Annotated in this window: 11 protein-coding genes; 8 read left to right on the top strand and 3 right to left on the bottom strand. The window is 61.1% G+C overall.

What is annotated here, in order from left to right:
• Window positions 1–17: 17 nt before the first annotated feature.
• A complete protein-coding gene (locus tag QYQ93_RS23670) occupies window positions 18–431 on the top strand; it encodes an acyl-CoA thioesterase (protein ID WP_034115851.1) in 414 nt (137 codons plus the stop codon).
• On the opposite strand, the gene QYQ93_RS23665 is transcribed toward QYQ93_RS23670, so the two are convergent.
• The gene (locus QYQ93_RS23665) at window positions 432–2,240 is read right to left on the bottom strand and encodes a sodium:proton antiporter (RefSeq protein ID WP_338475578.1); all 1,809 of its coding nucleotides are present in this window, start codon (window positions 2,238–2,240) and stop codon (window positions 432–434) included.
• A 106-nt stretch (window positions 2,241–2,346) separates the two neighbouring features.
• On the opposite strand from QYQ93_RS23665, the gene xerD reads away from it, so the two are divergent.
• From xerD to QYQ93_RS23635, 6 genes are all read left to right on the top strand, one after another.
• On the top strand, window positions 2,347–3,243 hold the full coding sequence (gene xerD, locus QYQ93_RS23660; RefSeq protein ID WP_043046860.1) for a site-specific tyrosine recombinase XerD: 897 nt from the start codon (window positions 2,347–2,349) through the stop codon (window positions 3,241–3,243).
• 148 nt (window positions 3,244–3,391) lie between these two features.
• Window positions 3,392–4,123, top strand: coding sequence for a thioredoxin fold domain-containing protein (locus QYQ93_RS23655; protein ID WP_043046861.1), 732 nt, complete (start codon window positions 3,392–3,394; stop codon window positions 4,121–4,123).
• Between the two features lie 128 nt (window positions 4,124–4,251).
• A complete protein-coding gene (locus tag QYQ93_RS23650) occupies window positions 4,252–5,556 on the top strand; it encodes a homoserine dehydrogenase (protein ID WP_043046862.1) in 1,305 nt (434 codons plus the stop codon).
• Window positions 5,557–5,622: 66 nt separating this feature from the next.
• The gene (gene thrC / locus QYQ93_RS23645; protein ID WP_338475577.1) at window positions 5,623–7,032 is read left to right on the top strand and encodes a threonine synthase; all 1,410 of its coding nucleotides are present in this window, start codon (window positions 5,623–5,625) and stop codon (window positions 7,030–7,032) included.
• Window positions 7,033–7,205: 173 nt separating this feature from the next.
• Complete coding sequence (locus QYQ93_RS23640; RefSeq protein WP_043046864.1) at window positions 7,206–10,775, top strand: ATP-binding protein; 3,570 nt, start codon at window positions 7,206–7,208, stop codon at window positions 10,773–10,775.
• A gap of 304 nt (window positions 10,776–11,079) precedes the next feature.
• Window positions 11,080–12,324, top strand: coding sequence for an EAL domain-containing response regulator (locus QYQ93_RS23635; RefSeq protein WP_338475576.1), 1,245 nt, complete (start codon window positions 11,080–11,082; stop codon window positions 12,322–12,324).
• Here the strand turns inward: QYQ93_RS23635 and QYQ93_RS23630 are convergent.
• Window positions 12,293–12,955, bottom strand: coding sequence for a response regulator transcription factor (locus QYQ93_RS23630; RefSeq protein WP_043046866.1), 663 nt, complete (start codon window positions 12,953–12,955; stop codon window positions 12,293–12,295). The two genes, QYQ93_RS23635 and QYQ93_RS23630, sit on opposite strands and share 32 nt — an antisense overlap.
• A 206-nt stretch (window positions 12,956–13,161) precedes the next feature.
• On the opposite strand from QYQ93_RS23630, the gene QYQ93_RS23625 reads away from it, so the two are divergent.
• Window positions 13,162–13,446 (top strand): DUF3509 domain-containing protein, encoded by a 285-nt coding sequence (locus QYQ93_RS23625; protein ID WP_043046878.1) that lies wholly within the window; start codon window positions 13,162–13,164, stop codon window positions 13,444–13,446.
• A 172-nt stretch (window positions 13,447–13,618) separates the two neighbouring features.
• Here the strand turns inward: QYQ93_RS23625 and QYQ93_RS23620 are convergent, their stop codons facing one another.
• Complete coding sequence (locus QYQ93_RS23620; RefSeq protein WP_043046867.1) at window positions 13,619–14,818, bottom strand: CaiB/BaiF CoA transferase family protein; 1,200 nt, start codon at window positions 14,816–14,818, stop codon at window positions 13,619–13,621.
• Window positions 14,819–14,827 lie beyond the last annotated feature (9 nt).

Genomic DNA, 14,827 nt, shown 5'->3' with positions numbered 1-14,827 from the left:
TCTGCCGGTATTTGTCCATGACCACCCGCCTCGAAGAAATCCAGCGCCGCACCGACCTGTCCGTTACCCACGTGACCAAGGCCGTGTTCCCGCCCACCACCAACCACCACAACACCCTGTTCGGCGGCACCGCCCTGGCGTGGATGGACGAAGTGTCGTTCATCACTGCCACGCGTTTCTGCCGCTTGCCCTTGGTGACGGTGTCCACCGACCGTATCGACTTTAATCACGCAATTCCGGCCGGCTCCATCGTTGAGCTGATCGGTCGGGTGATCAAGGTCGGCAACACCAGCCTCAAGGTCGAAGTAGAAGTGTTTGTCGAGAGCATGAGTGTCGATGGCCGTGAAAAGGCGATCCAGGGCGTATTCAGCTTTGTCGCGATTGACGCGGACAAACGCCCTGTACCGGTATTGCCTGGGTTTGCCGACTGATTACGTGGCAGTACTGTTCTCTGGCTGAATCACGGCCAGCAAGGTCCAGCCGGCCACAGGTTTCAAGCTGCTCTGGGGCGTGACCACATGCACCCAGCCGCTGGTGTCGCGGGCAAACAACAGGGTGGCGCGCTCTCCATGCAGCGTCTGGTACTGCTCCCAGCCAAAGCCGTCGGTGAGATTGGTGCTATACAACTCGGCACCCTGACCCAACAGGCTGGCCAGCTTGGCGTAGCTCAAGGGTTGGCTGCCCAGCAGGTGGCCGCGGTGTTCGTGGCTGGCCTTGTGTTTATCGGTGCGACGGCTTTCCTGGCTGCTGGCCAGGACGAACAGACGATGGCCGAAGTCATGGCGAAAACGCATGGTGGCCAAGGCATTCAGTTCGCCGGAGGGCGAGAGCGCGAGCAAATGCCCCAGGCCGACCAGGTCCAGATGGGATTCGGCATGCTGGGAGGCCGGGTTACCGAAATAAGTGGGCAGCCCCTCCATGCGACTGGCGCGGATATTTTCCCAGCTGGAATCCGTCAGCAGCACGCGGCTGCCCAATTGCTGCAACGCCTTGCCGAGTGCCCGCGCCGGGCCGTTCGCGCCGACAATCAGGAAACCGCTGGGCGCAGGCTCGGCGACTTTCAGCAGGCGCGCCAAGGGGCGTGCCGTGGCGCTTTGCAGCACCACGGTGCCGATGATCACCGCGAAGGTCAGCGGCACCAGCAATAACGCGCCTTCATGACCTGCCTCGTCCAGGCGAATCGCAAAGATCGCCGACACCGCCGCCGCCACAATGCCCCGTGGCGCGATCCAGGCCAGCAGCGCGCGCTCGCGCCAGTTCAGCCCGGAGCCAAAGGTTGAAAGCGCCACGTTCAACGGGCGTGCAATAAATTGGATGATCACCAGCAGGATCAGCACGAACGGCCCGAGGGCAATCAAGGCATTCAAGTCCAGGCGCGCCGCCAGCAGGATGAACAGCCCGGAAATCAGCAACACACTGAGGTTTTCCTTGAAATGCAGGATGTGCCTGACATCCACGCCCTTCATATTGGCCATCCACATGCCCATCAGCGTGACCGCCAGCAGGCCGGATTCATGCATCACCTGGTTGGCGGCGATGAAAATACCCAGCACGCCGGCCAACGTCGCCAGGTTATGCAGGTATTCCGGCAACCACTGCCGGCGCATGATCTGCCCCAGTACCCAGCCGCCGGCAATGCCGAACAGGCTGCCGCACAGGATCACACCGCCGAAGGTCAGCAGGCTATGGCTCAAGCCGTCGCCCGCAGCCCGGGCAATGATGAAGCTGTAGACCACTACTGCCAGCAGCGCGCCAATCGGGTCGATGACGATGCCCTCCCAGCGCAGGATGTTGGCAATGGAGGCCTTGGGGCGTACGACGCGCAGCATGGGCACGATCACGGTCGGGCCGGTCACCAGCGTCAGGGTGCCGAACAGCAGGGCGAGCATCCAGTCAAACCCCAGCAGCCAGTGGGTCGCCAGGGTGATCACAGCCCAGGTCGACAGGGCGCCGACCGTGACCAGGCGATGTACCACACTGCCGATCTCTTTCCACTCCGAAAGGTGCAGGGTGAGGCTGCCTTCGAACAGGATCAGCGCCACGGCCAGGGATACCAATGGCATCAGCAGCGGGCCAAACATCTCCTGGGGGTCGAGCCAGCCGAGCACTGGCCCCGCCAGGATGCCGGTTAATAACAGGAAGAGAATCGCCGGCAACTTCAAGCGCCAGGCCAGCCATTGGCAGGCCAGTGCCGCCACGCCAATGCCACCGAAGGCCAGCAGAATCTGTTGTTCGTTCATCGAAGCTTCCTGTTCCTTGAAGTAGCGGGCTATGAAAGACTAGCGACCCTTGTCACAGTTCACTAAATAATTTGCGAAAGCCCCGTGCTGCGTCGCTTGAGAACCCATGCCCGCCATCGACCACCCTTTGATCGACCGCTTCCTCGACGCCCTCTGGCTGGAAAAAGGCCTGTCGGACAACACGCGCCAGGCCTATCGCAGCGACCTGGCCCTGTTCAACGGTTGGCTGCAGGAGAAAAACCTTGAGCTGATCAATGCCGGGCGCGAGCTGATCCTCGATCACTTGGCCTGGCGCCTGGAGCAGAACTACAAGCCGCGCTCCACCGCACGATTCCTCTCTGGCGTGCGTGGCTTTTATCGCCACCTGCTGCGGGAAAAGCTCATCGCCGTCGATCCGACCCTGCAAATCGACATGCCGCAACTCGGTAGGCCGTTACCCAAATCCCTGTCGGAAGCCGACGTGGATGCTTTGCTCGCCGCCCCGGACCTGAGCGAAGCCATTGGCCAACGCGACCGCGCCATGTTGGAAGTGTTGTACGCCTGCGGCCTGCGTGTGACCGAACTGATCAGCCTGACCCTGGAGCAGGTCAACCTGCGCCAGGGCGTGCTGCGGGTGATGGGCAAGGGCAGCAAGGAGCGGCTGGTGCCCATGGGCGAGGAGGCGATTGTATGGGTCGAGCGCTACATGCGCGATGCGCGCCACGAGCTGCTCGGCGGGCGTCCCAGCGATGTGCTGTTTCCCAGCCTGCGCGGCGAGCAGATGACGCGCCAGACCTTCTGGCACCGCATCAAGCATCAGGCCAAAGTGGCCGGGATCGGCAAGGCCCTGTCGCCCCACACCCTGCGCCATGCGTTCGCCACCCATTTGCTCAACCACGGCGCCGATTTGCGTGTGGTTCAAATGCTGCTCGGCCACAGTGACTTATCCACCACGCAGATCTACACCCATGTGGCACGCGCACGCTTGCAGGACATGCACGCCAAGCATCACCCAAGGGGATAAAGCTGTCAGAAACGGCCCAATTTACCTGCTGCAGTCTGCCCCCCGGCCCAACTGTGGTAGGCTTTGCCGGTTCGCAAAGGGGACGACCCGAGTTGGGTTCCAGATCGATATTCTGCCCCCGTCCCTGCATCTGCCTTCAGGAGTTCCCATGCGCTTGACCCAGATTATTGCCGCCGCAGCCATTGCGTTGGTTTCCACCTTTGCCGTCGCCGATGATGCGGCCGAGCAGACCATTCGCAAGAGCCTGGCCAACCTGGCGCTCGACACCCCCATCGAAAGCATCAGCGCCAGCCCCATGGCCGGCCTGTATGAAGTCAAGCTCAAGGGCAGCCGTGTGCTGTACGCCAGTGCCGACGGCCAGTACATCGTCCAGGGCTACCTGTTCCAGCTCAAGGATGGCAAGCCGGTCAACCTGACCGAGAAAGCCGAGCGCCTGGGCGTGTCCAAGCTGATCAACGGTATCCCGGTGGCTGAAACCGTGGTGTACCCGGCCATCGGCGAAACCAAGACTCACATCACGGTGTTCACCGACACCACCTGCCCGTACTGCCACAAGCTGCACGCCGAAGTGCCTGCGTTGAACAAGCTGGGGGTGGAAGTGCGCTACGTAGCGTTCCCGCGCCAGGGCCTGGGTTCGCCGGGTGACGAGCAGTTGCAGGCCGTATGGTGCTCGGCCGACAAGAAGGCGGCCATGGACAAGATGGTCGACGGCAAGGAAATCAAGGCGGCCAAATGCGCCAACCCGGTTTCCAAGCAGTTCGCCCTCGGCCAGTCCATTGGTGTGAATGGTACACCGGCCATCGTTTTGGCCGACGGCCAGGTGATTCCGGGCTACCAGCCGGCGCCGCAAGTTGCCAAACTGGCACTGGGTGCCAAGTAAGCATTAATCGTCGAGCCTTTGACGATCATGACCCGGCGAACCGTCGACGGGTCATTAATTGAGAGCCGCAGTTGTGCGGCTGTTTTCACGGCCGACCTTGAGTCGGCCGTTTCATGGGGAGTTCTTCAGTGAAACCGGTCAAAGTAGGCATCTGTGGGTTAGGGACCGTCGGTGGCGGTACCTTCAACGTACTTCAGCGTAACGCTGAAGAAATTTCCCGCCGTGCAGGGCGTGGGATTGAAGTGGCGCAAATTGCCACGCGTTCGCCAAAGCCTCAGTACGAAACGACCGGTATTGCTATTACCAACGATGTCTTCGCCGTAGCCACCAACCCTGAAATCGATATCGTCATCGAACTGGTGGGCGGCTATACCGTGGCCCGCGAGCTGGTGCTCAAGGCCATCGAGAACGGCAAGCACGTGGTCACCGCCAACAAGGCGCTGATCGCCGTGCATGGCAACGAGATCTTCGCCAAGGCCCGTGAAAAAGGCGTGATTGTCGCGTTCGAAGCCGCGGTGGCCGGTGGTATCCCGGTGATCAAGGCGATCCGTGAAGGCCTGTCTGCCAACCGTATCAACTGGGTGGCCGGCATCATCAACGGCACCGGCAACTTCATCCTCACCGAAATGCGCGAGAAGGGCCGTACCTTCGAAGACGTACTGGCCGAAGCCCAGGCCCTGGGTTACGCCGAAGCCGACCCGACGTTCGACGTGGAAGGCATAGATGCTGCGCACAAGCTGACCATCCTGGCCTCCATCGCCTTTGGTATCCCGCTGCAGTTCGACAAGGCCTACACCGAAGGCATCACCAAGCTGACCACTGCCGACGTGAACTACGCCGAAGCCCTGGGCTACCGCATCAAGCATCTGGGCGTGGCGCGCAGTACCCCGGCAGGCATCGAGTTGCGTGTGCACCCGACGCTGATCCCGGCCGACCGCCTGATCGCCAACGTCAATGGTGTGATGAATGCGGTGATGGTCAATGGCGACGCCGCCGGCTCCACCCTGTTCTACGGCGCCGGCGCCGGCATGGAGCCGACCGCCTCGTCGGTCATCGCCGACCTGGTGGACGTGGTCCGCGCCATGACCAGCGACCCGGAAAACCGCGTGCCGCACCTGGCCTTCCAGCCGGACTCGCTGTCGGCCCATCCGATCCTGCCGATCGAAGCCTGCGAAAGTGCCTACTACCTGCGCATCCAGGCCCAGGACCATCCCGGCGTGCTGGCCCAGGTGGCGAGCATCCTGTCGGAGCGCGGTATCAACATCGAGTCGATCATGCAGAAGGAAGTCGAGGAGCAAAACGGCCAGGTGCCGATGATCCTGCTGACCCACCGCGTGCTCGAGCAGCATATCAACGATGCCATCCACGCCCTGGAAGCCCTGCAAGGCGTGGTGGGCCCGGTGGTGCGTATTCGCGTCGAACACTTGAACTAACCGATTGTTCCAGGGGCCCCGACTGTTCGGCGGCCTCTGTTCGAGAATGTTTTAGAGGAGCCAGTCATGCGTTACATCAGCACCCGCGGCCAGGCACCGGCCCTGAATTTCGAAGACGTCCTGCTGGCGGGCCTTGCCACCGACGGCGGCCTGTACGTGCCGGAAAACCTGCCGCGCTTCACCCAGGAAGAAATCGCCTCCTGGGCCGGCCTGCCGTACCACGAGTTGGCGTTCCGGGTGATGCGCCCGTTCGTCACCGGCAGCATTCCGGATGCGGACTTCAAAAAAATCCTGGAAGAAACATACGGCGTGTTTTCCCACAACGCCATCGCACCCCTGCGCCAGCTGAACGGCAACGAATGGGTGCTGGAACTGTTCCACGGCCCGACCCTGGCGTTCAAGGACTTCGCCCTGCAATTGCTGGGGCGTTTGCTCGATTATGTGCTGGAGAAGCGCGGCGAACGCGTGGTGATCATCGGCGCCACTTCCGGTGATACCGGCTCGGCGGCCATCGAAGGGTGCAAGCACTGCGAAAACGTCGACATCTTCATCCTGCACCCGCACAAGCGCGTGTCGGAAGTGCAGCGCCGGCAGATGACCACCATCTTCGGCGAGAACATCCACAATATCGCCATCGAAGGCAACTTCGATGACTGCCAGGAAATGGTCAAGAACAGCTTCGCTGACCAGAGCTTCCTCAAGGGCACACGCCTGGTGGCGGTGAACTCGATCAACTGGGCGCGGATCATGGCCCAGATCGTCTACTACTTCCATGCCTCCCAGCAGTTGGGCGGCCCGGCGCGTTCGGTGTCGTTCTCGGTACCCACCGGCAACTTCGGCGACATCTTCGCCGGTTACCTGGCACGCAACATGGGCCTGCCGATCAACCAGCTGATCGTTGCCACCAACCGCAATGACATCCTGCACCGCTTTATGAGCGGCAACCAGTACGTCAAGGAAACCCTGCACGCCACGCTGTCGCCGTCGATGGACATCATGGTGTCGTCCAACTTCGAACGCCTGCTGTTCGACATGCACGGTCGCAACGGCGCGGCCCTGGCCGAACTGATGAGCAGCTTCAAGCAAGGTGGCGGTTTCAGTGTTGATGAGGAACGCTGGACCGAAACCCGCAAGCTGTTCGACTCCCTGGCCGTGGACGATGCGCAGACCTGCGAAACCATTGCCGAGGTCTATGCCCAGACCGGCGAAGTGCTCGACCCGCACACGGCCATCGGTGTGAAGGCCGCCCGCGAATGCCGCCGCAGCCTGGACATCCCGATGGTGATCCTTGGTACCGCCCACCCGGTGAAATTCCCCGAAGCGGTGGAGAAGGCCGGTGTGGGCAAGGCCTTGGAATTACCGGAGCATTTGGTCGACCTGTTCGAGCGTGAAGAGCGCTGCACCGTGCTGGCTAACGACCTGAAGGCAGTGCAGGCGTTTGTCAGCCTGCACGGTAATCGCGGCAAGCCGCTCTGATCGATAGTTCGGCCTGAATATTGAGAGGCATCTATCTGATGTTCCTCTCACATTTGATCCGAATTCATCCGGCAAGTATCGCTTTTGCAGTCGGCCAAGCCCGTCCTCGTGACGGGCTTTTTTATTTTGGCGAGCCATACTTGCCCATTCGCCCAATCAAGGAAACCCAATCGGTGCAGGTTTTGATCCAATGGACGTTGCGGCTGATGTGCATGCTATGGCTCACCCAGGTGCCCATGACCCTGGCGGCCGTCAGCCTGCCCTTCAAGCTGGTGCCGGCATTTATCCCCCTTGAGCCGTTGCCCCTGGCGCCCGCCGAGCAGCAATGGCTGGCGACGCACCGAACATTGAAGGTGGGCATTTCCATTGATGACTATCAGCCGATTGATATCACCCGCGACCGCAATCGCTACCAGGGCATCAGTGCCGATTACCTGGGCCTGGTCGGTGCTCGGCTGCAGGTGCCCATGCAGGTGCTGGGTTTTGCCGAGCGGGCCCAGGCGGTTGAGGCGTTGCGCACTGGGGCCATCGATATCCTGACCAGCGCCAATGGCTATGAGCGTGATGTCCCCGGGTTGCAGTTCACCCAGGACTACATGCCCGATCAATCCGTGGTGGTATTGCGTCGTGACGAGTTTCAAGACGACGACCTGGCGGGCAAGAAAGTGGTGTTGCTCGACGGCTACGCCAATGTGCATAACGTGCAGGCGGCCTATCCCGACAGCCAGATCATGCTTGCACCCAACCTTTACAGCGGCCTGGAAGCGCTCAAGCAAGGTGACGCCGATGCGTTTATCGGCAATGAAGTGATTGTGCGGGCCTACAAATCGCTGCGGCCCTACCTGGGCTTGCAAATCAAGGAACAAAGCCGGCTGGCGCCCATTGGCTTTGCCTTCGCCACCCGCCAGGCCGACCCATTGCTGGGGGCAATGATGAACCGCGCTCTAGCGAGCATTGACGAGTCGGTGCAGCGGGAGATCCTGGGCCGCTGGACGACAGGACTCGGCGTTGGCTTTAGTGGTGAGCGCGTTGAATTGTCGGCCTCGGAGCGTACCTGGCTGTTGCAGCACCCCCACGTCGTGGTGGTGGCGCAGCAGATGTCGCCTTACATATTCAAGGACAAGGACGGTCATTGGGTGGGCCTGAACGTCGACCTGCTGCAGCGTATTTCGCGCATGACCGGTTTGCAGTTTGTCATCGAAGAAGTGCATTCCACCGCGCAAACCCTGGAATGGCTGGAGACGGGCAGGGCGCAGATGAACACCACCCTGGCGGCGAATCAGGAACGCAGGGCGTTGCTCGACTTCAGTCATGGTTTTGGCGGCTCCGGCTGGGTGTTTGTCGAACGCGTCGATGCCGCGCCGCTGACCGGTTTGAAACAGTTGGAGGGCAAGGTCCTGGCGCTGCCGGCGCGCCATGTGCTGGAGAGTGATATCCGCCGGATGTACCCCCGGATCAAGCTGCGGCTGGTGGACAATTACGCCCAGGCCCGTGAGCTGGTGCAACGGGGTGAAGCCGCCGCCACTGTGCAGACCGAAGTGGAGGTGCAGAGTTATACCGAGGATGGTTTGCGGATCGGCCGCAGTGTCGACGGCAAGTGGTCGTCAAACTGCCTGTCGGTGCGCAAGGATCAACCTGAGCTGTTGAGCATCCTGAACAAGGCCCTGGAGGCATTACCGGTGGCCGAGTTGAGTGCGTTGCGCCTGCGCTGGATCGGCGCCGTGGCGATTCCGCTGCCGGCCTGGCAACGGGTGCCGTCATGGGCTTATTGGACGGTGGCCACGGCGCTGCTGTTTGTGCTGGTGTCGCTGGTGTGGAACAGCCGGCTCAAGCGCCAGATCCGCCAGCGGCTGGAAGCCGAGCAGCGCCTCAATGACCAATTGGCGTTCAAGCGCACCTTGCTCGATGGCATGCCCAACCCGCTGTTCGTCCGCGACCTGGCCGGGCGGCTGATGACCTGTAACAAAAGTTATGAACAGCAACTGGCGACCCGGCTGGAGTTGATTCAGGGCCTGACGCTGATGGAGAGCGGGGTTATGCCCGAGGCCACGGCGGCGCGCCTGCACGCAGGCCACATGGAGCAACTGGCCACGCAGCAGCCGTTATTTGTCGACCGGCAGCTGGAGTTCAACGGCGGCAGCATTCATGTCTACCAGTGGACCGTGCCCTTCTTCGACGCCCAGGGTCGTTTACAGGGGTTATTGGGCGGTTGGATCGATATCAGCGAACGCAAAGACCTGGAGCATCAACTGATGGATGCCCGCCAGGCCGCCGACGAAGCGAACTACGCCAAAAGTGCGTTTCTCTCCTCCTTGAGCCACGAGATTCGTACACCCATGACCGCCATCATTGGCTTGCTCGAGCTGGAACAAGAGCGCTGCCTGGCAAGCGGCCAGACGGTGTCTGAAGCGCTGCAGGTGGCTCATCGTTCGGCCCGCGAGTTGATTGCCTTGATGGGCGACAGCCTGGACCTGGCCAAGATCGAGGCCGGTCACCTGCAACTGGTTCCCCAGACCACCGAGTTGAAGGGCTTTTTTGAAGGCATTCAGCGCCTGTTCGAAGCCACGGCACAAAAAAAGGGCCTGCATTTGACCCTGGCATTTGATCCGGCCGCCCAGGGCCATTACTGGTTTGACCCGCTGCGCTTGCGCCAGGTTATGCACAACCTGCTGGGCAACGCGTTGAAGTTTACCGAGCGGGGCGCAGTTCGCCTCAGTGTCAGTTGCCAGTGCGATGAGAACGAAACCGAGTATCTGCACCTGTGCGTCGAGGACAGCGGCCCGGGGATCAGCGCCGAGCAGCAGCCGCGAGTGTTCAAGCCGTTTACCCAGGTGAGCACGTTGACCCCGGCCGAACATGGCGGCACCGGGTTGGGCCTGAGTATCTGCAAGCAGCTGGTGGAGTTGATGGGCGGGCGCATCCACCTCGACAGCGTGGTGGGGGAGGGTACGGTGGTGTGTATTGACCTGCGCCTGGATCGGGTCAGCACCGATGATGTACCAGCGACGCCTACCGCAACATTGCCACCCCTGGGGCGCAGCCTCTCGGTGTTGGTGGTCGATGACCTGGCGGCCAACCGCCTGGTGCTGGCCCAGCAGTTGCAGTTCCTCGGGCATGAGGTGATTGCCCTGGATTCAGCCGACGCCGCGTTGCAGCGTTGGCGTGAGCAACCTTTCGACGTGCTGGTGACCGATTGTCAGATGCCGGGCATGTCCGGGTATGCCTTGAGCGAGGCGATCCGGCGCATCGAAGCCGAGCAACAACGGCCCCGTTGCGCGGTGATAGGTTGTACCGCGAACGCCATGAACGATGAACAACAACGCTGCGAGGACGCCGGCATGGATGAACTGCTGGTCAAGCCGGTGACCCTGGAGCACTGGAGCCGCGTGTTGGCCCGCGTGGCGTCGCAGCGCTCGTTCGACATCCAGGCCTTGCGCAACATGACCCAGGCCGACGGGCCGGTGCTGCACAGCATGTTGCAGGAACTGGCGAAGAGCCTGGATCACGAACATGAGGTATTGGCGACTGCCCTGGCCGAGCATGACCTTGCGCGTTTGAATGCGGCGCTGCATCGGCTCAAGGGTATTTGTTCGCTGGTAGATGCCCTGCCGCTGGCCAAGACGTGCATGGCCCTGGAGAAATGTGCACGCGAACAGCGCGGCGCGGAGCTGGAGGAGCCTTGGTTGAAGTTGTCCGAGGCGTTGAAGGTGTTTCGCCGTGACCTGCAGCCCTATCTGGATTGACTGCCGACGCAGTGCAATGTGGGAGGGGCTAATGCCAGTCAGTTAAGCGTACATCGCCCTCTGTAGGAGCGAGCTTGCTCGCGAAAAACGTTAACGAAAACGCATGCTTCCTGATGAATTCGGCGCCTGTGAGTGTTTCGCGAGCAAGCTCGCTCCTACAAAAGGCCTTAACTGACTGGTATTAGGGCAGGCCCTCTCCCACATTTGATCATCTCTGAGATCGCATTTAGGACATGTCCTATGTGGCTGTGCGGGACATCTGAGTAGTGTGTCAGTCTCTGTCCCGATGCCGACTCAATGACCGATGCGCTCTCTCAATGTCCTGATCCTCGAAGACAACCCGTTTCAACTGATGGCACTGCACCAGATGCTCAATGCCAACGGCGTGTTCAACGTACTGACCGCCGAGAATGTCGAGACGGCCCGCCAATCCCTGGGCAGCAAAGGCCCGGTGGATATCGCCATTTGCGATTTGTACCTGGAGCAGGGCGATGGCCTGGAGCTGATCCGCGAATTGGCCGAGCGCCGTCTGGCCCAGGTGCTGGTCCTGCTCAGTAATGCCGAGCCTGATGTGTTGGAAGGCGTGGCGAATATGGCACGGCAGCTGGGACTCAAGGTGTTGGCGTGTCTGCCCAAACCCGCCTCGGCAACGTTGATCGGGCAAGTCCTGGCCGACTGCCAGGCGCACTTGCGCCCTGGGCCATTGGTGCTGTCCGGGGAGCGCGTGCGCCAGTTGCTGGGCTTGAGCGACAGCGAACAATTGCCGCCGTCGGCAGATGTCAGCCAGGTCACTATCGCGGCGTGTGGCAGGGTCTGGTATCAGCCCATCGTCAGCCAGGCCGGTGCGTTGCAAGGTGTAGAGGCCTTGGCGCGATGGCAGTTGCCGGAAGGCGAGCTGCTACTGCCCGATGAATTCCTGCCGGTACTCGAGTTTGCCGGCATGGAGGAGGCCTTTACCTGGCACGTGCTGGAACAGGCGCTGGGCCTCGCGAATCTGGTCATGGGCGAGACCGGCCAAGTGTTGCCGGTAGCGGTGAACATTCCCGGGCGCATGCTCGAGCGTGCGCACTTTCCCCAGGTGCTGCAAGGCTTGCTGCAACTTCACGGCGTGCCCGCCCACAGCGTGACCCTGGAACTGGTGGAAACCTCAACGTTGAAAACCGACAGCGCGCATGTGACCGGCCTGCTGCGCCTGCGTATGTTGGGTTGCCAGTTATCTATCGGTGATTTCGGCATGGGCGGCACCAGCCTGCAGCATTTGCTGGAGCTGCCTTTCACCGAACTGAAAATCCCCCCGGCGTTTGCCTGCGGGATGTCCAATGACGACCGTAAGGCTGCGGTGGTGGCAGGTGCCATGAGCATGGCCAAGCGACTGGACATCGCCGTGGTGGTGACCGGTGTAGAAACTGCCGCCGACTATCACGCAGTGAGTGAACTGGGAGCGGCGTGGCTGCAAGGCTGCTTCATTGCCCGGCCGATGGACGCCGAGGCGATCAAGCAATGGATCGCGTTCCAGGCTAGGCCAGCCCGTGTTCCTGCACATAGATAAACAGCGCGGCGTCGTTGCCCAGCCCCAGCTTGCGCATGGCGCTGACTTTTTGCGCACTGACGGTCTGCTTGCTGCGATGCAGGTGTGCAGCGATCGCGCCTACGGTCATGCCACTGGCCAGCAGGCGAATCACTTCCAGCTCCCGGGGTGACAGCTGGTCCTGGGAATGCAGGCGATCCGCGCCGACTTCCCCCGCCAGGCTCAGCGCCTGGCGAATGGTCTGGGCCACATAGGTGCGTTGCTGGCGCACTTGGCGGATTGCCTGCGGCAATTCATCGGCCAGGCTGGCCTTGCTCAGCAGGCCCATGACGCCCAACGCCAGGATGGAATGAAACAGCCCGGCGTTATTGAGCATGGTCACCACCACAATGGGCAGGTCAGGATAGTGCCTGCGCAGTTGCTCGATCAGGCGCAACCCGTCGGCCTCGGGTTCGGCGGGCATCATGAAGTCGGTCACCAGCACATCGCAGGCACAGTGTTGCAGCAACGCACTGAGAGCCTGGGGTGAGTTCGCCTCGCCGACAATGCTGAGGTGCGGGTCACGCTCGAGCACGGCGCGCAGGCCAATCAGGAAAATCGGATGATCGTCGGCAATGACGACGCGCAAAGGTGTTTCAGACGCGGCTCTCAAGGCAGGCTCCCAAGATAATCCAGGGATTCTAGCCTGTGAGCGGTTGTTTTTTCTCTGTCATGTTTTCCGTGCATGCTCGTTTCCCTCAAGCAGCGGATTACACAAAAGGTCGAACTTTCTGCTTTGAGCACGGGTCACTTGAATGTCAGCATCTTCGTGACATTTTTGTTTTTCGAACCTTTTCGAATGATTGAGTGGTGATCGAGATGGAAAGTATCAACCTATTGCTCAGTGCGGCACTGAGCCCTTATCAGGTTACGCTGACCACTTCTGGTGTGCGCGACGACTGCCTGGTAACCGTGAAGAATCCCGGTGGCGCCATTGTGGTCGAGCGTGAAGTCGACCGAGGGCAATTGACCGATAAACGTGCGTTGGTGGATGTGGTGGATTGCCTGCTTCGCGACCTGAAGATCGCTGAAGGGCGTCTTGAACCCTCAGTCATTGCGGCCTTGCGCAACGCTGCCCAAACCCGTGGCAACGCCGTTGCATGAAAGATAATTTTTCTTCGGAACCTTCCTACGGGGCGCTCAGTCAGAGTTCGTAACAGCAAGAGCAATCATTGTGCTCCGGTGTTTGTCGCTTGCTGTGCGGGCCTTTTTTGCAGGCCACGTTTAACCCCGAGTTGTCTCCCCACTGCTCGGGGTTTCTTTTTGCCCGCTATTTTCAGATCGCACCATTCTCACGCAGGCGGGTAATAGCCGCCGCGTCGTAGCCCAGGGCATTGAGCACTACGCTGTTGTGTTCACCCAATTGCGGCCCGACCCATTCGCAGCTGCCCGGTGTATCCGAGAGTTTGGGCACGATGCCCGGCATCTTGAAGTCCTTGCCGCCTGGAAGTTGCGCCTTGAGGAACATTTCCCGGGCCAGGAATTGCGGGTCGCCCAGCATGTCTTCGGCGCTGTAGATGCGGCTGGCGGGCACCTCGGCCTTGTTCAGTTGCTCAACCACCTGGTCCAGCGGCAGCGAATTGACCCAGCGGTCGATCACGCCGTAAAGCTCGTCGCGGCGCAGGTCTCGCCCGTCATTGCTGGCCAACTGTGGGTCATTCGCCAAGTCGTCACGGCCTATGGTCGCCATGAAGCGTTTAAAGATCGCATCGCCATTGGCGCCGATTTGCACATGCTTGCCGTCCGCGCTGGTGTGGATCGAGGACGGGGTGATACCAGGCATGATGTTGCCGGTGCGTTCGCGAATAAACCCGAATACGTCGAACTCGGGGATCATGCTTTCCATCATGGCGAAGATAGCTTCATACAGCGCTACATCCACCACTTGGCCCAGGCCGCCGTTGACTTCGCGATGACGCAGCGCCATCAACGCCCCGATCACCGCCCACAACGCGGCAATCGAGTCGCCGATGGAGATCCCGGTACGCACGGGCGGGCGGTCCTCGAAGCCGGTGATATAACGCAAGCCTCCCATGGACTCGCCCACCGCGCCAAAACCGGGCTGGTCTTTCATCGGCCCGGTCTGGCCGAAGCCCGAGAGGCGCACCATCACCAGCTTGGGGTTTAATGCGTGCAGGGTTTCCCAGCTCAGTCCGAGCTTTTCCAGCACGCCGGGGCGGAAGTTTTCGATCAGGATGTCGGCGTCGGCCAGCAGTTGCTTGAGGATGGCCAGGCCGTCGGGGTGCTTGAGGTTGAGCGTCAGCGACTGCTTGTTACGCGCCTGCACGAACCACCACAACGAAGTGCCCTCATACAGCTTGCGCCATTTGCGCAGTGGGTCGCCGCCGTCCGGCGATTCGACCTTGATCACCTCGGCGCCGAATTCAGCGCAGATCCGCGACGCGAACGGGCCGGCGATCAATGTGCCCAGTTCGATGACTTTCAGACCGGCAAGGGGTTTGGCATTAAGCGACATGGGGATCCT

Origin of the sequence: Pseudomonas khavaziana (assembly GCF_036704165.1) — a bacterium.
GTDB classification, from domain to species: Bacteria; Pseudomonadota; Gammaproteobacteria; order Pseudomonadales; family Pseudomonadaceae; genus Aquipseudomonas; species Aquipseudomonas khavaziana.
The sequence above is the reverse complement of the archived record's forward strand: the minus strand, read 5'-3'. Positions and strand labels throughout refer to the sequence as shown.

Excerpts from the sequence above, each read along its gene's own strand:
- thrC (WP_338475577.1), top strand. The coding sequence starts at position 5,623 with ATGCGTTACATCAGCACCCGCGGCCAGGCACCGGCCCTGAATTTCGAA.
- QYQ93_RS23665 (WP_338475578.1), bottom strand. The coding sequence starts at position 2,240 with ATGAACGAACAACAGATTCTGCTGGCCTTCGGTGGCATTGGCGTGGCG.
- QYQ93_RS23620 (WP_043046867.1), bottom strand. The coding sequence starts at position 14,818 with ATGTCGCTTAATGCCAAACCCCTTGCCGGTCTGAAAGTCATCGAACTG.
- QYQ93_RS23670 (WP_034115851.1), top strand. The coding sequence starts at position 18 with ATGACCACCCGCCTCGAAGAAATCCAGCGCCGCACCGACCTGTCCGTT.
- QYQ93_RS23625 (WP_043046878.1), top strand. The coding sequence starts at position 13,162 with ATGGAAAGTATCAACCTATTGCTCAGTGCGGCACTGAGCCCTTATCAG.
- xerD (WP_043046860.1), top strand. The coding sequence starts at position 2,347 with ATGCCCGCCATCGACCACCCTTTGATCGACCGCTTCCTCGACGCCCTC.
- QYQ93_RS23655 (WP_043046861.1), top strand. The coding sequence starts at position 3,392 with ATGCGCTTGACCCAGATTATTGCCGCCGCAGCCATTGCGTTGGTTTCC.
- QYQ93_RS23635 (WP_338475576.1), top strand. The coding sequence starts at position 11,080 with ATGCGCTCTCTCAATGTCCTGATCCTCGAAGACAACCCGTTTCAACTG.